The 22,154-nt window shown below is 65.5% G+C and carries 19 protein-coding genes and 1 other RNA gene; 4 read left to right on the top strand and 16 right to left on the bottom strand.

The genetic code is table 11. The features are described from left to right. Window positions 1-1,032 carry a hypothetical protein gene (locus ACZZ0O_RS10060; protein ID WP_463590697.1) on the bottom strand — a complete coding sequence of 344 codons (1,032 nt, stop codon included), beginning with the start codon at window positions 1,030-1,032 and terminating at the stop codon, window positions 1-3. A gap of 131 nt (window positions 1,033-1,163) precedes the next feature. Next, window positions 1,164-2,003 (bottom strand): glycosyltransferase family 2 protein, encoded by an 840-nt coding sequence (locus ACZZ0O_RS10055; RefSeq protein ID WP_463590696.1) that lies wholly within the window; start codon window positions 2,001-2,003, stop codon window positions 1,164-1,166. Between the two features lie 355 nt (window positions 2,004-2,358). Here ACZZ0O_RS10055 and ACZZ0O_RS10050 point away from each other — a divergent pair, with 355 nt between their 5' ends. The 4 genes from ACZZ0O_RS10050 (at window position 2,359) to ACZZ0O_RS10035 (ending at window position 7,444) form a co-directional block, all read left to right on the top strand. Continuing rightward, a complete protein-coding gene (locus ACZZ0O_RS10050) occupies window positions 2,359-3,516 on the top strand; it encodes a phosphotransferase enzyme family protein (RefSeq protein ID WP_463590695.1) in 1,158 nt (385 codons plus the stop codon). Window positions 3,517-3,563: 47 nt separating this feature from the next. After that, window positions 3,564-5,735, top strand: a complete 2,172-nt coding sequence (locus ACZZ0O_RS10045; RefSeq protein ID WP_463590694.1) for a TonB-dependent receptor — start codon at window positions 3,564-3,566, stop codon at window positions 5,733-5,735. Between the two features lie 299 nt (window positions 5,736-6,034). Continuing rightward, window positions 6,035-6,610, top strand: coding sequence for a nicotinamide riboside transporter PnuC (pnuC, locus tag ACZZ0O_RS10040; RefSeq protein WP_115512551.1), 576 nt, complete (start codon window positions 6,035-6,037; stop codon window positions 6,608-6,610). Window positions 6,611-6,715: 105 nt separating this feature from the next. After that, complete coding sequence (locus ACZZ0O_RS10035; RefSeq protein ID WP_463590693.1) at window positions 6,716-7,444, top strand: UTRA domain-containing protein; 729 nt, start codon at window positions 6,716-6,718, stop codon at window positions 7,442-7,444. Between the two features lie 502 nt (window positions 7,445-7,946). Here ACZZ0O_RS10035 and ACZZ0O_RS10030 read toward each other — a convergent pair. The 14 genes from ACZZ0O_RS10030 to ACZZ0O_RS09965 form a co-directional block, all read right to left on the bottom strand. After that, window positions 7,947-8,038: non-coding RNA, sX9 sRNA (locus ACZZ0O_RS10030), on the bottom strand. Between the two features lie 58 nt (window positions 8,039-8,096). Then, window positions 8,097-8,936: a glycosyltransferase family 2 protein gene (locus ACZZ0O_RS10025; RefSeq protein ID WP_323514306.1), complete on the bottom strand. Its 840-nt coding sequence runs from the start codon at window positions 8,934-8,936 to the stop codon at window positions 8,097-8,099. After that, on the bottom strand, window positions 8,933-11,242 hold the full coding sequence (gene gspD, locus ACZZ0O_RS10020) for a type II secretion system secretin GspD (protein ID WP_463590692.1): 2,310 nt from the start codon (window positions 11,240-11,242) through the stop codon (window positions 8,933-8,935). Before gspD ends, ACZZ0O_RS10025 begins: the two co-directional genes overlap by 4 nt. Next, window positions 11,239-12,036: a type II secretion system protein XpsN gene (xpsN, locus tag ACZZ0O_RS10015; protein WP_463590691.1), complete on the bottom strand. Its 798-nt coding sequence runs from the start codon at window positions 12,034-12,036 to the stop codon at window positions 11,239-11,241. Before xpsN ends, gspD begins: the two co-directional genes overlap by 4 nt. Continuing rightward, complete coding sequence (gene gspM, locus ACZZ0O_RS10010; RefSeq protein ID WP_463590690.1) at window positions 12,026-12,682, bottom strand: type II secretion system protein GspM; 657 nt, start codon at window positions 12,680-12,682, stop codon at window positions 12,026-12,028. Before gspM ends, xpsN begins: the two co-directional genes overlap by 11 nt. Continuing rightward, window positions 12,666-13,787 (bottom strand): PilN domain-containing protein, encoded by a 1,122-nt coding sequence (locus ACZZ0O_RS10005; protein WP_055850789.1) that lies wholly within the window; start codon window positions 13,785-13,787, stop codon window positions 12,666-12,668. Before ACZZ0O_RS10005 ends, gspM begins: the two co-directional genes overlap by 17 nt. Further along, window positions 13,784-14,635 (bottom strand): type II secretion system minor pseudopilin, encoded by an 852-nt coding sequence (locus tag ACZZ0O_RS10000; RefSeq protein ID WP_463590689.1) that lies wholly within the window; start codon window positions 14,633-14,635, stop codon window positions 13,784-13,786. The genes ACZZ0O_RS10005 and ACZZ0O_RS10000 overlap by 4 nt, the downstream gene beginning before the upstream one ends. Further along, window positions 14,632-15,267 (bottom strand): type II secretion system protein J, encoded by a 636-nt coding sequence (locus ACZZ0O_RS09995; RefSeq protein WP_115527069.1) that lies wholly within the window; start codon window positions 15,265-15,267, stop codon window positions 14,632-14,634. Before ACZZ0O_RS09995 ends, ACZZ0O_RS10000 begins: the two co-directional genes overlap by 4 nt. Further along, window positions 15,264-15,680, bottom strand: a complete 417-nt coding sequence (xpsI, locus tag ACZZ0O_RS09990; RefSeq protein ID WP_463590688.1) for a type II secretion system protein XpsI — start codon at window positions 15,678-15,680, stop codon at window positions 15,264-15,266. The genes ACZZ0O_RS09995 and xpsI overlap by 4 nt, the downstream gene beginning before the upstream one ends. Then, the gene (gene xpsH, locus ACZZ0O_RS09985) at window positions 15,677-16,183 is read right to left on the bottom strand and encodes a type II secretion system protein XpsH (protein WP_463590687.1); all 507 of its coding nucleotides are present in this window, start codon (window positions 16,181-16,183) and stop codon (window positions 15,677-15,679) included. The genes xpsI and xpsH overlap by 4 nt, the downstream gene beginning before the upstream one ends. Window positions 16,184-16,192: 9 nt before the next feature. Continuing rightward, window positions 16,193-16,624 carry a type II secretion system major pseudopilin GspG gene (gspG, locus tag ACZZ0O_RS09980; RefSeq protein ID WP_055850775.1) on the bottom strand — a complete coding sequence of 144 codons (432 nt, stop codon included), beginning with the start codon at window positions 16,622-16,624 and terminating at the stop codon, window positions 16,193-16,195. A gap of 227 nt (window positions 16,625-16,851) precedes the next feature. After that, entirely contained in the window at window positions 16,852-18,069 is a 1,218-nt protein-coding gene (xpsF, locus tag ACZZ0O_RS09975; protein WP_104615779.1) for a type II secretion system protein XpsF, read from the bottom strand. 181 nt (window positions 18,070-18,250) lie between these two features. Beyond that, window positions 18,251-19,978, bottom strand: coding sequence for a type II secretion system ATPase GspE (gspE, locus tag ACZZ0O_RS09970; RefSeq protein ID WP_463590686.1), 1,728 nt, complete (start codon window positions 19,976-19,978; stop codon window positions 18,251-18,253). A 129-nt stretch (window positions 19,979-20,107) separates the two neighbouring features. Beyond that, window positions 20,108-21,991 carry a S8 family serine peptidase gene (locus ACZZ0O_RS09965; protein ID WP_323538866.1) on the bottom strand — a complete coding sequence of 628 codons (1,884 nt, stop codon included), beginning with the start codon at window positions 21,989-21,991 and terminating at the stop codon, window positions 20,108-20,110. Between the last annotated feature and the right edge of the window lie 163 nt (window positions 21,992-22,154).

The raw sequence follows: 22,154 nt of genomic DNA, 5'->3' as shown, positions 1-22,154 counted from the left end.
TTAGAACCGCCACCAGGCGGCCACGAACGGCCCGCCTGCGGCACCGGTGTTGCGGCCCATCACCGGCTGCTGGTAACCCAGCTGCCACTGGCTGCCGCCCGGCGCGGTGTACAGCGTCGACAGCTGCAGCTTGGTGAGGTCGTAGTTGGTGCCGGTGGCGACGAAGCCAACGCCGCCAGCAGAGCCGGGGACATCAAAGTTGCTACGTCCGTTGCCCAGGCCCTGGATCACATTGAGCTCGCCCAGCAGTAGCCAGCTCGGGGTCAGGCTCAGACCAGTGGACGCATCCACCCGTACTTCGTCGGAGGCGGCACTGCCGCGCAAGCGCACCGCGCCGCCCAGATCGACATACCCGTTGCGGCCGCCCAGCGTGTAACCACGCCCACGGCTATAACGCAGCTCCAGGCCGTAGTCGCCCAGGCCGAGCGCGGGATCGGAGTTTGCATCGGGATTATTTGGATGGAAGGTCTTGCTACGGCCATAAGCCGGAATGCTCACCAGCGCCTGCACCGAACTCCGCCAGACATCGTCAGCAGCACTCGGCAGGGCATAGCGCAGGCCGATTTCCTGATCGGCAAAACCGGTCGTGCTAGTGCGCGTACGGCCACTTCCGCCGTAATTGCTGAAACCGACGTCGGTGAAATAGAAATTGCCGATCACGCTGAGCGTGTCAGTCACACCATGCTCGACATAGACGTTGAGCTGGTCCTGGCGACTGCGGCCGTTGCCATCGAATTGCTGACCATCGCCAAAGGTCGTGCGGCGGTGACTGTCGTCGAACCAGCCACGGCCATCGCTATGCAGCGCCTTGACGATCACTAACGTGTCGCCCTGCGGCTGGGTCCAGGCACCGGCAATGGCGCTACCCGGCAACGCAGCCAGCGCGCAACTCAAGGCGAGCGCAGACAGCGCGGCCACCGGCGTGCGGCGGGCGTTACTGGATGGGGTAGACGATGTGGCAACCGGGCTGGACTGCACGGAGGTAAGGCACGACGGACGTACCCGCGAGCGCGGGTCGTTCTGTAAAGACATTTGTACGATTCCTGATGGGGGACCCGTTAGGGACAGGAAGCACGGGCTAGGTCACACTTCGCTGCGAAACGTATCACAGTTCCGGACAGTTCCACATCACGGATTTATCACTAATTTAACACTAGCGACCACTATTTCCGACGCAACAATCGCGGCACCTGGGCAGCTGCATGGGTCCAGATCGCCAGCCATACCCCGAGCTGGGTCAATGGCCCGCGCTGGCCGGCCTCGAACTTGCGGAAATAGCGCCACAACCCGCGGTGCTTGTGCCATTCCACGAAGAACGGCCGCGAGCGGCTGGACACGCCGCGCACGTGCACCACTTGCAGATCGTTGGCCACCGCCACCAGCGCGCCAGCCTGGCGGGCACGCCGGCACAGATCCAGGTCCTCGGCGTGCAGGCGATACCTGCCGTCCCAGCCGTCCAGCCGATCGAACAGGCTGCGCTGCATCAGCATCAAGGCACCGGAGATCGCATCCACCGGCTGCAGGGCAACCGACGGATTGGCGGGCACCGCCAGCTGGGCAGCGGCACGCGGGGCGCGCAGCATCGCGGCGAAGTCCGGGTCGCGGCGGCGCACGGCCGCATCCGGCCGGCCCTGCTCGTCCACTTGTTCGACCCCAAGCAGCACTGCGGCATGCCCGGTGGCGCGCGTGCACAGCTGCACCAGGGTGTCGGCTTCGACCATCAGATCCGGGTTGATGAAGACCAGCCAGGGCGCCTGCGAGTCGCGCGCGCCCTGATTGCAGGCAGTAGCAAAACCGGGATTGTCCGGGTTGGCGATGAAGTGCACCCGGGCATCGGCCAGCGCATGCCGTTGCACCACATCCAGGGTGTCGTCGCTGGATGCGTTGTCGACCACCCGAATCTCGCTGATGCCATCGGCCGCACGCAGCCGCGACAGGCAGGCATCGATGGTGCTGCTGCTCTGATAGGTGACGACGACGGCGGCGATCTGGACTGGAGTCATCCGGCCATTATCCGGTGCCGGGACCACGCAGCGCCATCGCAGCGACGGCCCGGCATGGCGGCCGACGGCGGCACGGGGCATACTGCGCGCCCAACGGCCGCCACGCGGCCTAGGTCGGCGCCGCCTGCGGCACTCCCACACTTGATTTTTGAGATGACGGCCAGCGACCTTTCGGTTTCGCGCTGCCCTTCCACTCCATGTCGCGCGACCGCCTGATGGCGTCAGCGCGACAACGACGGCCCGGCAGCGCCGTCTGTGTTGTTACCGGCCTGCGTGCCGGCCCCGTTGGATCGGCTTCGCGGAATTGGTCTATACCACTCATCCTCTCCTCGGCATGTCTGCAGAGGGTGTGCGCATGAGCGCGACGCATCAGGTCCATGGCATGAGCCTGGAGTTGGCGCTGCCTGACTGGCCGGCACTGACCGTGGATGAAATCCGCCACGTGCTGCAGCGGTTCTCCGGGCTCGGGTCTGACCACGGCGTGCACTGGCACAGCGCGCGTCCGTTCTCCGCTGCCGCCTGCGTGCAGACCGCGTCCGGCCCGGTGATCGTCAAGCGCCATCACCGCAGCGTGCGCAGTGTCGCTGCCTTGCGCGAAGAACATAGCTTTATGGCCCATCTGCGCTGGGCCGGCGCGCCGGTGGTGGAGGTGCTGTACGCGGCTGACGGCCAGACCGCACTCGCGCAGGACCAGTGGGTCTACGAGGTGCAACGCGTCGGCGCGGGGCGCGACCTGTATCGCGATGCCTTGTCGTGGACACCGTTTAACAACGTTGCGCACGCGCAGGCCGCAGGGGCTGCGCTCGCGCGACTGCATCACGCCGCGCAGGGCTTCGATGCACCACCGCGCTCCACCACGGTGCTGGTCGCCAATCTACGGCTGTTTGCACAGCAAGACCCGTTGCAGGCGCTGCAGCGCGCGTTACCCGCGCGGCCGCATCTGGCCGCAGCGTTGAAGGAGTTTTCCTGGCAGCACGATCTGGCCACCCACGTGCTGCCCTGGCATGCGCGCGCCTGGCCGTTGCTGTCTGCGTCAGGTGCGATGCCGCCGCTGTGGACGCATGGCGACTGGCATGCGTCCAATCTGCTCTGGAACACCGATCACGGCGACACCGACGTCAGCGCGATCTTCGATTTCGGATTGAGCGATCGCAGCAGCGCCTTGTTCGATCTGGCCACCGCCATCGAACGCAACCTGATCCCGTGGCTGCAGCTGGATACCGGCGCGCGTGCGCAGGCGGACCTGCAACAACTCGATGCCTTGCTGGATGGCTATGCGCTGCATCGCCCAATCAGCGCCAGACAGCTGCGCTGCCTGGCCGCGCTATTGCCGATCGTGCATGCCGATTTCGCCTTGAGCGAGATCGAGTACTTCGCCGGCATCACGCGTTCGCCCGACAACGTGGACATCGCCTATCACCGCTATCTGCTGGGTCATGCGGACTGGTTTGCCAGCACTGATGGTCAAGTGCTGCTGGCGCATCTGCATGCGCGCGCAGCCCTGCTGCGATGAGCGGCAACACCGTGTCTTTCCTCTTCCCTTCTTTACGAGTTGCTTGCATGTCCCGTCTGTCGTTAGCCGCACGTCCCCATCGCCCGCTGACGCTCGCCCTGGCGCTGAGCCTGGCCGCCCCTGCATTGGCGCAACAGCAGCAACCCGGCGAGTCCGCCGTGCAGCTGGATACGGTCAATGTGCTGGGCGAGCGCAGCGATAGCAACACGGCGCTGACCGGCTTCGGCGCAACGCCCCTGCTCGATGCGCCTGCCTCCATCGCGGTGACCGAGCGCCAGCAATTGCTCGATCGCCAGGCGCGCGTGCTTAGCGAGGTGTTGCGCGCCGATGCCTCTGCCGGTGATGCGTATGCACCGATCGGCTATTACGAAAACTTCGTGGTGCGCGGCTATTCGCTCAATGCCGCCAACAGCTATCGCATCAACGGGCTGAGCGCGGTGGGCGAGCAGTCGATTGCGCTGGAAAACAAGCAGCAGGTGCAGATTCTCAAGGGCCTGACCGGGCTGCAGTCGGGCATCAACGAACCGGCCGGGTTGATCGACTACCGCACCAAACGCCCCGAGCATGTGCGCAGCGTGACCCTGGGCACCGACGAGCAGGGCTCGCGCTATGTCGCCGCCGATTTAGGCGACTGGTTCGGCGCCGAGCGCACGCTGGGCCTGCGCGTGAATGCCGCGCGCGAAGACATCAACAGCTATGTCGATCACGCCGATGGTTACCGCAACTTTCTGTCGCTGGCCGGCGACTGGAAGATCACCGCGCAATCGTTGTTGCAGCTGGATGTGGAATATCAGCATCGGCAACAGCGCTCGGTGCCCGGCTACCAATTGCTCGATGGCACGCAGGTGCCGCGCGACATCGATGTGCACCGCCTGCTCGGTTACCAGCCGTGGGGGCGGCCGGTGGAGATGGATTCGCTCAACGCGCAGCTGCGCTATGCGTATCAGTTCAACGACGACTGGCGCGCCACTGTCGAGGCCTCGCGCAGCCGCGCGGTGATCAACGATTTCTCCACATTCGCCTGGGGCTGCTATGGCGCCGCGAGTTGTGCGGAGATCTTCACGCCCAACTTCTTCAGTACGCAAGGCGAGTACGACATTTACGACTACCGCAGCCCCGACGACACCCGCGTGCACGATCAACTGCGCGCCACCCTCGAAGGCCATGTGGTCACCGGCGCGCTGGAGCATCATCTGAGCATCGGCGGCGACTGGCTACGCCGCACCATCGACCGCTTTGGCTCGGTCAACGAATTCATCGGCAGCGGCAGCATCGATCGCGACCCGGAGGTTTTCGCACAGACCGATGTGGCGCTGGACCCCAAGCAACGCCGCCTGGATAGCCGCCAACGCGCGTTGGTGCTGACCGACCGCATCGGCCTGGGTGCCCTGTGGGAACTGTCGCTCGGCGCACGCGCTGTCCGCTTGGACGAGCGCGCCTTCGACCGCGATGGGCTGCTGGAACGACGCACCCGCAAGGACGCGGTGTTGCCGCAGGCCGCGCTGTTGTTCAAGCCGCAGCAAAACGTGTCGCTGTACGCCAGCTACGCCAAGAGTCTTGCCGCCGGTGGCACCGCCCCGTGGTTTGCCGACAACGCCGATGAAATCCTGCCGCCAACCAAGGCCTACCAGCTGGAAACCGGCGCCAAGCTCGAACTGGATGGCCTGCGCCTGGGCGCGGCGCTGTTCGACATCCGCCAGGCCTATCAATTCACCCAACCGCAGGCCGATGGAGGTCTGTTGTTCGTGCAACAAGGCCGGTTGCACAACCGAGGCCTGGAACTGTCGGCCGACGGTGCGGCCACCGAGCAACTGCGTCTGTTCGCCAGTGTCGCCGCCATCCGCGCACGCGCAGAAGAGACCGACATTGCCGAGTACGAAGGCCATCAGGCGATCAATGTGCCCAAGCTGCGTGCCAGCGTGCAGGCCGACTACAGCGTGCCCGGCGTCGATGGCCTGGCGGTGCTGGCCGGTGTGCAATACAGCGGGCGCAAGTTCGCCGACCGGCTCGGCAATGCCAGCGTGCCGGCATACACCGTGGCCAACCTGGGGGCGCGCTACGCCACCGCGCTGGGCGGCCTGGCGACCACCTGGCGTTTGAACGTGGACAACGTGTTCGACAAACGCTATTGGCGCGATTCGGGCGAATACCAGGGCGATGCGTATCTGTTTCCAGGTGCGCCGCGCACTGCGCGTCTGAGCGTGCAGGTGGATTTTTGAGGTCTGCTGCCCCCATCCGCCCTTCGGGCACCTTCCCCCGCAGGCGGGAGAAGGACGTCGAAGCTTCCGCAAGCGGGTGGGAAGGACGTCGAAGCGAAATTACCTGTGCGTTTGCGTGTTTCAGGCACTGACTGAAGACCGCAGTCACTAGCTGAAGGCAGAGGCTCAGCGGTGCGGGCGCTGCCGCGTTTGCAGTGCATGTCGGTACGGGGCTTCGCGCAGCATCCACTTCCGACTGCACCACTGTTTTGCACCGGTTGCGCCTCCCCCACCGCTCTCCACTTTCCATCAGGCCTTGCATGTCCTTGCTCGAATCCATCGCCGTTGTGATCAACCTGCTGGGCGTGTGGCTGACCGCACAGCGCATCCGCTGGTGCTGGCCGGTCGGCATCGTGGCGGTCGCGCTGTATGCGTGGCTGTTCTATCAGTGGAAGCTGTACTCGGACATGCTGCTGCAAGGCGTGTATGTGCTGACCCAACTCTACGGGTGGTGGCAGTGGCAACGCGGCAACAGCGTGGACGCGCGCATCCGCCCCTTGCCGATGCCACAGCGTGAACTGTGGCTCTCACTCTCTGTCGGCGCTGCATTCGCTGCTGCGCTGGGCGCATACATGCATCACCGCACCGATGCCGCACTGCCATGGCTGGACGCGGCGCTGGCCAGCTTCAGCCTGGTCGCCAGCGTATGGGCCGCACGCAAGCGCCTCGCTAACTGGGTGCTGTGGATCGTGCTCGATTGCATTTACGTCGGCGTGTTCGTCAGCAAGGAGTTGTATCCCACTGCCCTGCTCTACGCCGGCTTCGTGGCGTTGGCGATCTACGGATGGCGCAGCTGGAAAACCCAACAGAACCGGAACCTGACAACGCCACGCTAAGCCCGGCGCAGTTTGCGTGCGCGTTCTTCTTTACCATCGCGGCATGCACGATCTTCCTCTCATTGTCTCGTACATGGCCCGCATCTCCGATTGGCGGTGCGCCGCATGACTGCGTCGCGCCAGCACGCCATCACCGAAATCATCGCCGCGCAGATTGCCGCCGGCGAATGGGGCCCGGACCAGCGCCTGCCGGTGGAGCGCGCGCTTGCCGAGCGCTTCGACTGCACCCGCATCACCCTGCGCGAAGCCTTGCAGCACCTTGAAGCCGAAGGCCGCATCTACCGCGAAAACCGCCGTGGCTGGTTCGTCAGCGCACCACGCGTGCGCTACGACCCCACCAGCATCGCCGGCTTCATGCAGTACGTGGCCGCGCAAGGGCGCAAGCCACGCACCGAGTTGTTGAGTGCCACCCGCCAGGCCGCGGGCGCCGCGTTTGCAGCGGCGCTGCGACTGGACACGCCGTATGAAGACGTCTTCGTACTGCAACGCCGACGCTGGATCGACCGCCGCGCCGTGCTGCTGGAAACCAACGTCGTGCTGGCAGCCTGGGCACCGGGCCTGCTCGAACACGACATGGCCGGCTCGCTGTCGAGCGTGTTCAACCAAAAGTTGGGGCTATTCCTGAGCCGCGCACAGGTGTCGATGCATCCGGCCGGCCTGGATGCCACCCAGGCGATCCTGCTGCAGTCCACCACCGGCACGCCGTGTTTCCGCCTTCAGCGGATCAGCTTTGCCGAAGACGGCCGCGCGGTGGAACTGGATATCGAATCCTGGCGGCACGACGCACTGGACGTGGTGGTGCGCACCGATGCGCCGATGCGGCCGGCTTTTTAAGAGGGGCTAACAAAACTACGTCACGCCGGTCTACTGCAGGCCGGCTGATCTGCCGCCTGGCTGCAGGCCTATTGCCCGCCAACCCTCGCGGGGCACACTGCAAGTACGTCCTTGTAAGCGCTTACGCGGCATCCATGCCGCGTAAGGTCCCGCGACGGTGGGCGGGCAAGGACCAGTCGAGATGGTCGGTATGCATGGTGCAAGCAATGCATGATGTGTTTCTACTTTGCTAGCTCACATGTGTGTGCGATCCGCATCAGCAGGCCACTGCGACTCGCGAGACGACCAGCTCTTTCACGCAGCTACCGACCAACGTCCTGGTGCGGTGTCCTCGCCGCTTGCGGGACCGTGTGGCGGCATGGATGCTGCCACCGAGCCCCCAGGGACGGATTCACGGCGTGTCCCGCGAGCGGCGAGCGCACCGCGCACTCGACCCACTCAGCGTTTGATCTGGACTTCCGATGCGTTTGACCTGAACTTCCGACGGCATCCACCAGGATGCGGCTGACAACACCCCTGCACTCAGCGCACGGCGAGCAGTCGTCAGCTTGCAAGGGACAGCGCTCAAGGAACCGCACTGTACGCGTGCTACATGCCGCACCGAACACCGGCTGCGCCCGCCTAGCGATGAGCATGCCACTTGGCAGCTGCGCTACGCGTCGAACAGCATGCGCTGCGGGTCCGGTGGTGGCAGGTCGGCGAGCAGCTGACCTAACTGGTCGCGTTGCGCACGCAGCGGGTCGTGCATCAGAAAGTTGGCCAGCCGCGCGTGCCAGGCCGGCCAGCGTGTGGCCAGTGCATCCATATCGCCATCGGCCGGGCGGCCTTCGTGCGGCGAGGCGACGAAGGCGGTGTCGCACAACACGTTGCGCCACCCCAGCCCGCCCATGCGTAGGCTCAAATCCACCAGCGCGGCATACCAGGAGCCATAACTGCTGGCATCCAGCCCGCCGGCCTTGCGCCGTGCGGCGCCCCGCAGCAGCACCGCGTGCCCGACCGCCGAGGGTAACTCCGGATGCAGCGGCGGCATCGCCGCACAGGCAGCGGCCAATCGCTCCGGCGCGTCCGGCAGTGGGTTGAGTTCGCCCAGCCGCGGCCAGCTGCAGGCTTCGCCCACATTGCTCCAGGGCGTGGCCGTGGCAATCGCCGCATCGCGCGCAAAACACGCGGTGAGCTGCCGCAACCAACCGGGCAGCGGGCAGGCATCCACTCCCAGCACCACCACGTCGGCGTCGCCGCAGGCGGCGAGCATTTCATCCAGATGCGCCACCTCGCCGAGCATGCGCTGGCGGCGGGTGTGATGCGCCTGCAGCTGCGTCCGCGCCAGCCAGTGATCGATCACCGCGCGGCCGCGCGGGCCGGCCTGCGCGTCGTCGGCCAGCCACACCCGCGTGCCCGCAGGCGTGGCCGCATCCAATGCGCCCAGGCACGCATCCAGCGCCTCGTCGTCGGTGCCGACCGGCACCAGCACGACGGGCAGTGCCGCACTCATTGCGGCTTCTGGCTGGGTTTCAGCGGCTCCATGACCTTGAACTTCTGACCGTACTCGTCGGTGAGATTGCGCGCTTCCTGCGGGTTGCGCACGATCGACGGGGTGATCAGTACGATGACTTCGCGGCGGGTGGTGTCCCGAGTCTTCTGACCAAACAAGGCACCGACCACCGGCAACTTACTGAGGAACGGGACCCCTGAACTACCGTCGCTGGTGCTGTCATCGATCAGGCCGGCCAGCATCATGGTGTCGCCACTCTGCACCGCTGCTTCTGTCTTGACCCGACGCGTATTGATATCCACGTTACAGGCCGCGCTGTTGACAGTCGTAGTGGTGGCCGCCGTACATGCTGCAGGGCGTGGACCAGGCGTGCTGATTTCCTGCACGACATCCAGGAACACCATACCGTCCTTGGTGACGCGCGGACGCACTTTCAGGATCACACCGGTATCGATGTATTGCACCGACGAGAAACTGCTGTCGCTGCCAAGCCCGGTGTTGATCGAGGTGGAGTTAATCGGAATGCGTGACCCCACATTGAGCGTGGCTTCGGCGTTGTTGCGCACAAAGACCGATGGCGTCTGCAGCAGGCGGATATTGGTGACCTGATCCAGCGCACTGATGACAGCAGCCGCATTTTTCCCCAGGAATGTCCAACCCACACCGTTGTTGGTGATGCTTCCTGCAATGTCGCCCCAGATATTGCGCCCTGAGGCAGGTGGCAGGCCGGGCCCACCGGATGCCACTGGCACGCTTACCGCATTCTCGAAATACCAGTTCACACCGTACTGCAGCGCACCGGTCAAATTCACCTCAGCCACCTGCGCTTCGATATGCACCTGCATCGGCATCACGTCGAGCTTTTCGATGACGTCGCGGATGGACGCCCACGATTGCGGCGTGGAGCGCACCAGCAAGGTGTTGGTTTCGGCCACAGCCGACACGCCGACCTTGTCGCCTTCCACTTCCAGCGTCACTGCGCCGTTGCCGTTGCTGCGCGGTGAGAGCTGCAAGCTGCCGTTGCCCAGGCCACCGCTGCTGCTACCACTGCCGCCACTGCTTCCACTGCTGCCACCGAAACTGCTGCCCGAGCCACTGCTGTCGCCGCTTTCGCCGAGGCTGCCTCCGGTCATGCCGGAGCTGGCGCCCATGCTGCTGTCGCGATTGCCCAGCGCGCCGCCGAGCACGCTGCTCTCGGCACCCGGCGCCAGCGAGGCGTTGGAATCGCCGCCACCACCGCGCCCACCGAACACTTCCGACAACCGATCGGCCAGATCCTTGGCCTTGATGTACTTCAATTCATACGAGAACAAGCGCACGCCGCCGCCGGCGCTGTCGATACGGTCCAGCCACTGCTGGATCTGATCCAGATAGCGCGGCTGCGGAGTGATCACCAGCACCGCATTGGCGTTTTCCAGCGGCATGAAACGGAACATGCCGGCGCTGGGCGTCTTGCTCTGTTCGCCGAAGACCTTTTCCAGATCGGCACTGACTTTTTCGGCCTTGCCGGACTGGATCGGGAACACGCCCACCGACATGCCCGACAACCAGTCAACGTCAAAGATCTGCACGGTGCGCAGGTAGTTTTCGAGTTCGGCGCGGGTGCCGCCAAGGGTGATCACGTTGCGTGCATTGTCGGTGCCGACGATGGCGTTGGGCCGTGCATACGGCTCCAGCACCTTTTTCATTTCACTGGCGGAAATGAACTTCAACGGCACCACGCGCACTTCAAACCCGCGTGCGGCAGACGGCGATGCGGTGCTGGGCGCGACGGTGCCGGCCAGCGCCTGGTCGGCCGGCACGATGTTGTAGCGGCCACCGCTGAACACCATGCGCGCGTTGTTCCAGCCCAGCACCATTTCCAGCAGGTTCAAGGCCTGCGCCGGCGAGACCGGATTGGGTGTGGCCAGGGTCACGGTGCCCTGCACGCCGGGCGCGATGACGTAGTTCTGGCCGAGCATGTCGCCCAGGATTGCCTTGACCACCGCCTGTACCGACTCGCCTTCGAAGTTGAAGGTGGCGCTGCCGCTGCTGGCCATGCCCAGCGTGGGCGACGGCGACGCCGCGGCGCTCTGGTTGATCATGGTGCCGCTGCCGCGCCGGATCACCGGGCTGGGCTTGGCGCTGGTGGCGGCATTGCCGTCGGCGCGTTGGTCGGCAACGGTCTGGGTGGCGCCGGCAGCGCCGACTTGTGGGTCCAGGCGCGCATCGCGGCGCACGTCCGGTGGCGGGGTGGTGGCGCAACCGGCCAACAGGCCAATCAGCAGGGACACGGGAAACAGGCGCGGCGTCATGCGTTCACTCATTGGGTCTGACCGGGGGTAGAGCCGCTCTGGCGCTGCTGTTGCAGCTGGCGGCGTCGGGCTTCGATACGTTCGCGGATGGCACGCATCTGATCGTCGGAGGGGCGTGGAGCTTCCTGCGCGCCATCGCTGCGCTGCGGCGGCACCGTCGGCGGGGCTTGCCCGCCAGGTTGTTGCGCCGGCGGGGTGGCAGGCTGCGGCTGCGGTTGCGCGACCGCGGCAGCATCGGGCGACGGCGGCACCGGCGGCAATGGCGGGAGCGTGCCCGGCGCACCACGCGCGGCGGCATTGGCGGTCGGCGGTTGACCGCCCTGGCCGTTGAACACGTGCAGCTCCAACGTCTGGGTGCCGCCGGGGCCTTCGATGGTGGCACTGCGTGGCTGCAGGGCCAGCAGGCGCCAGCCCTTGACCGCGTCGCCGCCCAGCTGCACGCGCACCGAATCCTGCGGGTCCAGGGTCAGCGTGGCCATCTTGAAGTTCTCGGTCAGCAGCACGCCGGTCAGGCGCACCGTCGAGGCCGTGCCGCTACCGTCAGTGCCGGACAGGAAGAACGGATGCGGCAGGCGGTCTTCGGCGAATGCGGGATGCGCGGCGATCTCCGAATATTTTTCGAAGGCGCCCAACCGCTCCGGCGCAGGCGCCGGTAGCGTGGGCAGGCGCTGCACCAGTGCCGGGTCGTCCGGCAGCAACTCCACCCGCTTGCCTAAGCCAGCCACTGCCAGGATGCACACCAGCAACGCCCAGCCGACCACGGTGGCCAGCAACCAGGTGCGTAACCCGATCAGGTCAAGGCGCATTGCTGGCCTCCCCGGCGGCGGCTGCGGCGGCGGGCGCGGCATCGGTGTTCAACGGCGCAGCGCTGGCGCCGGGCCGCAGATAGCCGGCCAGTTCGAACGCAATGTCCAGGCCGTTGCCGCTTTCGTTGGGCGAGAGTTGGTAGCGCTGCGCCATCACGTTGAGGTTGTCCACGAACAGCCGCGGGGTGCCGTTTTCCAGGCTGTACAACACCGAAGCCAGTTCCGGCGTGCCGCAACGCAGACGCACCTGCACCGCCACGCGGGTGAAGCGGTCCTTGCTCTCCGGCTGCAAGGGCGAGCGGTTGCTGATGGCACAGCTGCGGTTGCCGGGGCTGGCTTCCACCACTGCGCGTTCCAGCCGCTGCACCAGTCCGGCCGAGGCCAGCTCGGCGGAAGTTTCCGGCAAAAAGCCCGGGCGACTTTCCAGCGTTTGCCGCGCCTGGCGCAGCCGCTGACTGACCTGCGGCGCCTGCTGCAATTGCACGCGCACGCGCAGCTCGCGCTCGCGCAGCGATTGCAGCTCGTCCTGCATGGCGATCATCGGCTGGGTGAACCACGGGTGCACCAGCACTAGGTACGCCACGCCGAGTACCAGCAGCAGCAGACCCAAAGCGATCCAGCGATCGCGCTTAACGCTGCGTGGCATCGGCCGCCTCCTTCGCATCGGGGCCAGCCAGCTCGGCGGTGATGGTGAAACGGTCGACGTTGCGACCGGCATCGCTCTGCAGCACGCCGGTCAGCGACGGCGTACGCCATAGCGGCGAACCTTCCAGGCGACGCACCAGCGAGGAGGCTTCGTTGCTCAAACCGATCAGCTGCAATTGCCCGCCTTCGACCGAGAATTTTTCCAGATAGGTGCCGCCCGGCAGACGCCGGCTCAACTCGTCCCAGATTTCCACCGAGGTCGGGCGCGTGGCGCGTTGCTTCTGGAAGAAGGTAGCGCCTTCGACCAGATCCATCAGCTGCTGGCGTTCGGCAGCCACCTGGCGCGCGCGCGCGGCATTGGCCTGCACCTGCGCGCGCAGATCGTCGGCGGCCTGGCGGCGATTATCCAGCAGCAACCAACCGGCCACAGCCAGCAACACCACCGCGGTGGCAGTGAGCAGCAGGTTCCAGCGTTGCATCGGGTCGCTACGCCGCAGCCGGCGAGCCGGCGGCAGCAGGTTCACCCCCAACGGGGCGCCCTGCGCATCGGCCACATCGATGCCGGACAGCGCGTTGGTCCAGGCATCGGGCACGCCAGCCGGGCCATCGATCATGCGCCGTGGCACCACGACCAGTTCCGCATCCAGCTGGCCGTCTTCGCGCACATCGAGCACGCGTGCGTCGAAATACACCTGGTCGGCGGTGAACGGGGTTTGCCGGTCGATTTCGAAACGCGCTACATCCTGCAACCGCGCGGCGGCCGCTGCCGGCAGCCGCAACGGCCGCCGCAACGCATGCGCCGACGGCAACAGCCAATGCCGCGGCAGACCATCCAGCGCAGTCGGCAGCACGCCATTGACTTCCTGCGGCTGCACCGGCCAAGGCAGGCTGGCGATCGCCTCACGGCTCTGATCGCGTTGACGCAGCAACTGCAACGTGTCGCCATCGAGCTGCAACAACAAGCGCGCCTGCGACAGGCCCAATTGCCACTGCCAGCGCTGCGGCAGCCACGCCAGCAGCGATTGCTGCCACCAACGCCAGAAGCCTCCGGCTCCCGGCATGGCGCGTACGCCGATACGACCCAAGGTATCCCGCCATGCGGTCATTGCACTGCTGCTCCCTCTTCCCAACGCAACACGGTGTAGGCCGATCCCGGTACTGCGGACGCGCTTGTCGACACGACCGCGCGCAACACAGCCTCGCGTCCCTGACTCAGTCGCGCCCGGCTCTCGATACTATAAGTGTCAGACCCACCGACCGTCGCCTCGCTGCCCGGCAAACCCAGCGGCGCGTCACGCTGGGCCAGCAGTTGCCGCGCATCCAGGCCCATTGCAGTCAACACCGGGCCGGGTGCAAAACGCGCTTCGGGCCGCGAGCGGCCGCTGTACAAGGTGATGTTGGGCAGCAACTTGCGATACAACTCGCTGTCCATGCCCAGCACCAGGCGCAGTTCGCCCAACGTTTCGAACGGGCTGTCCTTTGCGCCATAGGGCAAGCCGGCATCGGCGTAATCGCGGTCTTCTGCGCCACCGCCGGGCTGGCTCAGCGAGTCGCCATCGCGCCAATCGACGATGGCACCGGCAATGCGCGTATCGCGGCCTTGTTCGCCGCCCACGGCACGCACCAGCCCGGCCAACAGCGCCGGCTCGGCCATGTTCAGATCCACCTTGCCGCTTTCGTCAGTGATACGGATCTCCACCGTGGCATCGTCCATCTGCCAACGATACCGTCGCCCATCTGCGCGCCAGCGTGCCTGGGTATCGGCGCTCTGCAAGCGGGACAGTGCGTATTCCAGACCAGCGCGTGCGTATTCCTGCGCCTGCGCGCCACTGCGCAGCATAGTGCCTTGCAAGGCTTCCACGCGCGCGGTGAGCGCAAACGCGCCGATCATCGCGGTGAGCAAGGCGATCAACCACAACACCAGCACCAAGGCAGCGCCACGTATCCGGCTCATTGCCCCGCTCCGGGGTTGCTGGATTGCGGCAACGCCACGACCAGCGGCGGCCATGCAGCGTCGCCACTACGGATCTCGATCCGCACCAGCAGCGGCAGGCGGTCGTGCCATTCCCACTGCGGCAACCAGGCGCTCAGGCGGCCGTTCTGCGGATCCATGCCACGGTAACGAAAGCTCACCTGCTGCACGCCTTGCGCCAGCGGCTCCGGCGGCAATTTGCTGCCTTCTTCGATCGACTTGCCCGATTGCAGCATGGTCAACGCAATCTGCAAGGTGCGTTGCTCGCCATCGCCGACCACCGACAACTCGTGCAGATACGGGCCACCGCGTCCCAGGTAATCGGGCACATCGGCGGCAAAGCGCATGCGCTGCGGTTCGCCGACAAACAACATCGGTTGCTGGCTTTGCGGGTCGATGCTCATCGCCAGCGGCAATGCAGCAGCCAACCGACGGCGCAAAAATTCTTCCACCGCACGCACACGCTCGCTGCGCTGGGCAATCGCCTCGCCGCGCTGACTCACCGCGCTGGCCGAGCGCAATGTGGCGAAGGCCAAGGCCAGCCCGCCGACCAACAGCATGGTGGCCAGCAGCACTTCGATCAGGGTGAAGCCGGCGCTGCGCGAACGGATCACAGCGCGCTGTCCTGTGCGGTGGCAGACACCAGGCGCAAGGTGCGCCATTGCAGCATTTGATTGGGCGCCTCGCCCCAACGCACCACCAGGGTCAGTTGCAGCAGTTTGTGCGCGCCAGGGGCCACCGGCGCCTGCGGATTACGCCGCGGTTCGTCGTAGGGACGCACATCCATCGACCAACGGAAATGCCCGGCTTCGAACGTGCCTTGTTGTTGCTCGGGCACCAGCGGCTTGTCCATGCCTTGCAACGCCAGCAGCGATTGCGCGTGCAAGGTCGCACGCGTGCTGTCATCGGCAGCGCGCACCTGACGTGCCGCACCGGACAACGACCCCAGCAACAGGCTCAATGCCAAGGCGAGCAAGGCAAAAGCGACGATCACCTCGATCAGGGTGTAACCACGTTGCCGCTTCATGGCGCAGGCGTCCGCAGCGGACCCGAACGCACTTCGCCGGTGATCCAGCCCACGTCCACGCGCCAGCGCGCGTCCTTGACCTGCAGATCGATGCGACCGCCCGTGGACGCCCCATCGGGGAAGAACTGGATGGCGCCCTGATCTTCCCGCGACTGCACCTGACGCGCGCCGGTGAAGCGCACCTGCAGCGACGACGGCAGGTCGCCGTGATGGCCACCGGGCGCTTCCCAACGGCGCTGCAGCGGGTCGATCAGAAAGCGTTGCGGGGTGCCGGTGGCAATCGCCTGGGTGCGCGTATAGCGCAGTTGCGAGGCAATCGCCTTGCCGGCAGTGCGCAGCCGCATGCCATCGATGCCACCGTTCAATGCGGCGGCGGCCAGCACACCGGCCATTGCGATCAACGCGATGACCAGCAGCATTTCGAGCAGCGAGCTGCCACGCATGCGGGGACGGCCAGGACCGACTCCATGCGGTTGACGCAACGGCTGACACGCAACGCGCATGGCGAGGACTTATTGGTACTTGATGTCCGAGTCGTAGCTGCTGCCGCCGGGGCGACCATCCTTGCCCAGGCTGATCAGATCGAACGGCTGGCCATCGCCCGGCGCGCGGTACTCGATGGTGTGACCCCACGGATCGTTAAGTTCCACCGCCTTGGCGTACGGGCCCAGCCAGCCGCTGCTGCCGCCGGGCTGGGTCACCAGGTCATCGAGCTTGCTCGGCAACTTGCCGGTGTCGAGCTGAAAGTTTTCGATCTTGCCGGCCAGGGTCTGGATCTGCGACTTGGCCAGATTGGCCTTGCCGCGATCGGCGCCACCAAGCACGCGGCTGCCGACCAAGGTGAGCACCGCGCCGATCAGCACGATGACGATGATGATTTCCAGCAAGCTCATGCCGGCCTGGCCTGCGCGCGACGGACTACGGGTGATGGAACGCTTGATCATGAACGATTTCCTTGCACGTCGATGAAGGATGCTGCCGCCACTAGATGACACGGCGGCCATTGCATTGGTTCCCGCGTAGGTGTCGTGCGGTCACCGGAATGTTGTTGTGAAGACGCCGCCTAATGAAAAGCGCCGCGTGCCGTTAATGGAGTGTACGAGCGATGCATGCCGATGCCGAGTCCCGCTTGCGCTCGCCTTGCAGCTGCGCAGTCGCGTTGCTCGCGCGCTCAACCGATCGCATTGGTGAGGTCATACAGCGGTACCAGTACCGAAATGATGACAAGCCCCACCACCGAGGCCAGGACCAGCGTGATCAGCGGTACCAATGCAGCCAGCGCACGGTCGATGGCTTGTGCAGTTTCCAGCTCGAAGGTGTCAGCGGTCTTGAGCAACATCGTGTCCAACGCGCCGGATTCTTCGCCCACCTGGATCATCTGCAGGGCCAATCGCGGAAAGCGCTTGCCGCGCGCCAGCGATATCGCCAGGCCATGCCCGTTCTTGACATCGTCGGCAGCGTTGGCGACATCCTCGACCAACGCCAGATTGGACATGACGTTGCGCGCGATGCCGATCGCGGCAAGCAATGGCACGCCGTTGCGCAACAAGGTGCCCAGGGTGCGCGTCAGCCGTGCGGTTTCCAGCCGCGCGATCAGGCTGCCGACCACTTTCTGGCGCAGCAACCATTCGTCCAGCGCTGCACGGAAGGCGGCATTGCGACGCTTGCGATCCAGCCACAACCCGAGCACACCCGGCACCACGATCAGCACAAGCCACCAGTCGCGCACCAGCAAGCCCACGCTCAACACCGCCTGGGTAAACCAGGGCAGCGCGACATCCAGGCTTTCGTACATCTGCGCGAACTGCGGCACCACGTAGCCCAGCAAAAACAACAAGGCGCACCCGACCACCGCCAGCAGAATCGCCGGGTAGATCAACGCATTGATCACCTTGCCCTTGAGCGCGCGGCTGCGCTCCAGGTAATCGGCCAACCGTTGCAAGGTGTCCTGCATGCTGCCGCCGGCTTCGCCGGCACGCACCATGTTGATGTACAGCTTGGAAAACAGCCCATGCTGGCGTTCCAACGCAGACGACAGCGGCGCACCGCCGCGCACGGTGTCGCGGATGTCGCCGATGACGCGCCGGCTTTTTTCGTCTTCCGGCAGATCCATCAGGATCGACAACGCGCGATCCAGTGGTTGCCCGGCCCCAATCAAGGTGGCCAGCTGCTGGGTGAATTGCACCAGCGCGGCATTGTCGAACGGTTTCTTGCGCAGCAGCATGCGTAGCGATGGCGAATCGCTTTCGCCGGTGGCCAGCCGCGTTTCCACCGGCAGATGGCCCTGCTCCTGCAGACGCAGCGCCACCTCGGCATCGCTGCCCGCTTCCATCTGGCCGTCGAGCATTTCGCCGTGGGCGTCGAGCGCTTTGTAGCGGTAGAGGGGCATCAGGAACGGCCGGGACCGGGGACCAGGGACCGGGGACCCGGGGAAAGCGGCGTACCGCAGCACTGGAATCCAGCAGCACGTCGGTCGGCGCATACGACAGCGACGACCAAGCACTTGCCTTGGCTGTTCCCGGGTCCCCGGTCCCGGGTCCCCGGTCCCGACCACCCGGTCACTTCACCGATCACGCATCCTCCGTCACGCGCAGGACTTCTTCGATGGTGGTTTCGCCGCGCAAGGCCTTGGACAGGCCGTCTTCGTACATGGTGCGCATGCCGGCCTTGCGGGCCAGTTGTTCGATCTCGCCCATCCCGGCGCGGCGCATCACCGCGCGCCGCAACTCGTCGTTCATGACCAGGAACTCGACGATGGTGGTGCGGCCGAGGTAACCGGTCGGCGCGGCGGCCGAGGCGCGCGGGCGGTACAGGTAGATCTCGCCGTCCGGCTGCAGCCGGCGCAGGTTGAAGCGTTCGACTTCTTCCGGCGATGCCGGATAGCGCTCGGCGTTGGCCAGGTCGAGTTTGCGCACCAGGCGCTGCGCCAGAATACCGTTGATGGTGGAGGTGAGCAGATAATCCTCCACGCCCATGTCGAGCAGACGGGTGATGCCGCCGGCGGCGTTGTTGGTGTGCAGCGTGGACAGCACCAGATGGCCGGTGAGCGCGGACTGGATCGCGATGCGTGCGGTTTCCAGATCGCGCATCTCGCCGATCATGATGATGTCCGGATCCTGGCGCACGATGCTGCGCAGCGCGTTGGCAAAATCCAGCCCGATCTGCGGTTTGGCCTGGATCTGGTTGATGCCTTCGATCTGGTATTCCACCGGGTCTTCGACGGTGATGATCTTGACGTCGGAGGTATTGAGCTGGCTCAGCGCGGTGTACAGCGTGGTGGTCTTGCCCGAGCCGGTGGGGCCGGTGACCAGCATGATGCCGTGCGGTTGCTCCAGCACCTTGCGGAACTGCGGCAGGAAGTCTTCGGTAAAGCCCAGCTTGTAGAAGTCGAACACCACCGTTTCGCGATCGAGCAGACGCATCACCACGCTCTCGCCGTGCGCGGTGGGCACGGTGCTGACGCGCAGATCCAGCTCCTTGCCCTGCACGCGCAACATGATGCGACCGTCCTGCGGCAGGCGGCGCTCGGCGATATTGAGCTTGGCCATGATCTTGATGCGGCTGATCACCGCGGCGGTGAGTTTGGCCGGCGGGCTTTCGCCTTCCACCAGCACGCCATCGACGCGGTAGCGCACCTTGAGGCGGCTTTCGAACGGTTCGATATGGATGTCCGAGGCGCGTAATTCCACCGCGTGCTGGATCACCAGATTCACCAGGCGAATCACTGGCGCTTCGGAGGCCAGATCGCGCAGCGCTTCGATGTCGTCGCTGCTGTTGGCATCGCCATCGGCGGTTTCAACGATGGTGCCCATCGCACTACGACCCTGGCCGTACCAGCGCTCGATCAGATCGTCGATCTCCGAACGCAGGCCCACCTGCAGGAACAATGCACAGCCGGTGGCAAGACGCACCGCATCGATGGCGTAATCGTCGTATGGATCGGCGATCCACAGATCCAGACGGCCATCGTGTTCGCCCACCGGGCACAGATGAAATTGTTTAAGAAAGCGCAGCGACAAGCCCTGCACGTCGGGCAGCATTTCCGGCGGGGTATCGCCGAGTTGGCGTGCATCCACCAACGGCAGGCCGAGCACATCGGCGCAGGTCTCTGCATGATCGCGTTCGGACACCAGGCCCAGGCGGCCAAGCAGGGCCAGCAAGCCCATGCCGGATTCGGCCTGCAACTGGCGCGCGCGCAGCAGGTCGGAGTCCTTCAGACGACGGCGTTCAAGCAATGCTTCGACGATGCGCGTTTCCGCACTTCGATGCTCAATTGGATCGACGGCAACCGCGTTCACACTCGTCTCCACTGGTTCGGCGCCGACTGTAGCAGTTTGCCGCGACGATCAACCGCACGCATCTGAATCGTCCTGAAAAACAATGCCCCCGGTGATTAGCCGGGGGCATTGGTCACACTATTTCAGCACTTACTGTCGTGCAACGAGGGTCAGCTTCGCGTAATCGGATGCGCCCACCAACTTGATGTAGTAAGTGCCTGCCTTGGGGGCAGTGAAGCGGACGGTTTCGCTGTTGCCCGGACGCGTCGACTTGGCATCGAAACTGCTGGCGCTGGGCTCGGCTTCATAGCTGACGTACACCGACACATCGCCGGTACCGCCGTAGGTCATGAAGCTCAGCACCGCACCGGCCTTGGCTTCGAAGCTGTACAGCGTGGAGCTGCCGAAGGTGCCGCTCAGGCCGGTCAGAGGCGCCTTGTTGGTCAACGCGACGGCGGTCGGTGCGCAGGACTCGGTGGCCGGATCGCACGGTTCCACCAACACCGCTTCCAGTGCGGCCTTGGCGTCGACGATGCCGCTGCCGATCGGGGTGCTGGCCGGCGGGGTCACCGGGAAACGGCGGCTGGTCTGCTTGAGCAACGCTTCGACGGCAGCCGGGGTCAGCGGGCCGTCGCCCAGACCAATGGCCGCGCTCTGCACCAGCGCCACGACGCCAGCCACGTGCGGGGACGCCATCGAGGTTCCGCCCATGCCCATGTAGCTATAGCTACCGGAGGTCGGCGTGGTCGCACCGTCGTAGCCGGCCTGCCAGATATAGCCGCCCGGATTGCCGTCCACACTGCCACCGCCGCCCGGGCCGGACAAATCGACCTTGCTGCCGTAGTTGGAGTAGTAAGTGATGCCGCCGGTGATGCGGGTGGCACCGACGGTGACGGTGTTGTTGCAGCTGGCCGGCGAATGGTTGGCCGCGTCATCGCCGTCGTTGCCGGCAGCGACCACGACAGTGGTGCCGCGCGCCACCGCACCGTTGATCGCCAGCTGGGTGGCCGAATCGCAAGCCCCACCGCCGCCCAGGCTCATGTTGATCACTTCGGCCGGGTTGGTGTTGGCGGGGACGCCTTCGACCGTGCCGCCGGACGCCCACACGATGGCGTCGGCGATGTCGGAGGTATAACCGCCGCAACGGCCGAGCACGCGGACCGGCAGGATGGACGCCTTGGGTGCGACGCCAGCCATGCCGATGCCGTTATTGGTCGCTTCGGCCACGGTGCCCGAGACATGGGTGCCGTGCCAGGAGCTTTCCTGCGCCACCGAGCCGGTGTAGCAGACGTTGTCGGCTTCTTCCCAGTCGCCGTAATCCAGTGCACCGGGGACGCGGGCATCGGTCGGACGACGCGAGACTTCGGCATCGCTGATGAAGTCATAGCCCTGCAGCAGGTTGCCGGCAAAATCGGGATGGCCCGGCAGGATGCCGGTGTCCAGCACTGCCACCACCACGCCAGCGCCCTGCGACAGATCCCATGCGGCCGGCGCATTGATACCGCCGTTGGGGTTGCTCAGGTGCCACTGGTACTGCGCATACAGCGGGTCGTTGGGAACCAGCTGCGGGCTCACATCGGTGGCCGCAACGCTTTTCTTGATCTCGACCGGACGCAGCATGCGATCGATCTGCACGTCGGCCACCGACGGATCGTTCTTCAGCTCGACCACCACCTTGTCCACCTGCGCGGCGGTCAACGTGCTGGACAGCTTGATCAGGTCCGAGCCGATGCCGAGCTTGCGCACATACGTCGCCTTGGCGGCGGCTGCGCTGCTACGTGCGCCGGTACTGGCGCCGACGCGGCCGACAGCGGCCTGCACGGCATTGAGCTTGCTGCTGCGATCGGTCGCAGCGGCAGTGTTGTCCTTGTAGCGCACGATCAGGCGGCTACTGAATTGGGCGCCGGCCGAAGCGGACTGGGTCGGTTCCTTGACCAGCAGTTTCGGTGCGGCTGCCAGGGTGCCGGATGCACCAAGGGCCATCATCAGGATGGCGCCGGTCAGCGGGGTGAGGCGGAAGGTCTTGTCGATCACGGTGAAATCCTCTTCGTGTTTTTCGTGAATCAGGCTTGGAACGGGGTCGGCAACGCCGCGCAGCCGTGAGCCGGCCTGCGGCAGTTGATCGATCGCTCCTGGTACGGCCATCACTCCATGCGGATCCGTTGGCTGGCCTAGCCACGGTCCTTGCCCGCCCCCT

This window comes from Xanthomonas sp. AC360, from assembly GCF_979258225.1.
The sequence above is the reverse complement of the archived record's forward strand: the minus strand, read 5'-3'. Positions and strand labels throughout refer to the sequence as shown.

What these genes read in the sequence shown, in the direction of transcription:
- ACZZ0O_RS10060 (WP_463590697.1), bottom strand. Translation starts at nt 1,032, where the DNA reads ATGTCTTTACAGAACGACCCGCGCTCGCGGGTACGTCCGTCGTGCCTT.
- ACZZ0O_RS10055 (WP_463590696.1), bottom strand. Translation starts at nt 2,003, where the DNA reads ATGACTCCAGTCCAGATCGCCGCCGTCGTCGTCACCTATCAGAGCAGC.
- ACZZ0O_RS10050 (WP_463590695.1), top strand. Translation starts at nt 2,359, where the DNA reads ATGAGCGCGACGCATCAGGTCCATGGCATGAGCCTGGAGTTGGCGCTG.
- ACZZ0O_RS10045 (WP_463590694.1), top strand. Translation starts at nt 3,564, where the DNA reads ATGTCCCGTCTGTCGTTAGCCGCACGTCCCCATCGCCCGCTGACGCTC.
- pnuC (WP_115512551.1), top strand. Translation starts at nt 6,035, where the DNA reads ATGTCCTTGCTCGAATCCATCGCCGTTGTGATCAACCTGCTGGGCGTG.
- ACZZ0O_RS10035 (WP_463590693.1), top strand. Translation starts at nt 6,716, where the DNA reads ATGACTGCGTCGCGCCAGCACGCCATCACCGAAATCATCGCCGCGCAG.
- ACZZ0O_RS10025 (WP_323514306.1), bottom strand. Translation starts at nt 8,936, where the DNA reads ATGAGTGCGGCACTGCCCGTCGTGCTGGTGCCGGTCGGCACCGACGAC.
- gspD (WP_463590692.1), bottom strand. Translation starts at nt 11,242, where the DNA reads ATGAGTGAACGCATGACGCCGCGCCTGTTTCCCGTGTCCCTGCTGATT.
- xpsN (WP_463590691.1), bottom strand. Translation starts at nt 12,036, where the DNA reads ATGCGCCTTGACCTGATCGGGTTACGCACCTGGTTGCTGGCCACCGTG.
- gspM (WP_463590690.1), bottom strand. Translation starts at nt 12,682, where the DNA reads ATGCCACGCAGCGTTAAGCGCGATCGCTGGATCGCTTTGGGTCTGCTG.
- ACZZ0O_RS10005 (WP_055850789.1), bottom strand. Translation starts at nt 13,787, where the DNA reads ATGACCGCATGGCGGGATACCTTGGGTCGTATCGGCGTACGCGCCATG.
- ACZZ0O_RS10000 (WP_463590689.1), bottom strand. Translation starts at nt 14,635, where the DNA reads ATGAGCCGGATACGTGGCGCTGCCTTGGTGCTGGTGTTGTGGTTGATC.
- xpsI (WP_463590688.1), bottom strand. Translation starts at nt 15,680, where the DNA reads ATGAAGCGGCAACGTGGTTACACCCTGATCGAGGTGATCGTCGCTTTT.
- xpsH (WP_463590687.1), bottom strand. Translation starts at nt 16,183, where the DNA reads ATGCGCGTTGCGTGTCAGCCGTTGCGTCAACCGCATGGAGTCGGTCCT.
- gspG (WP_055850775.1), bottom strand. Translation starts at nt 16,624, where the DNA reads ATGATCAAGCGTTCCATCACCCGTAGTCCGTCGCGCGCAGGCCAGGCC.
- xpsF (WP_104615779.1), bottom strand. Translation starts at nt 18,069, where the DNA reads ATGCCCCTCTACCGCTACAAAGCGCTCGACGCCCACGGCGAAATGCTC.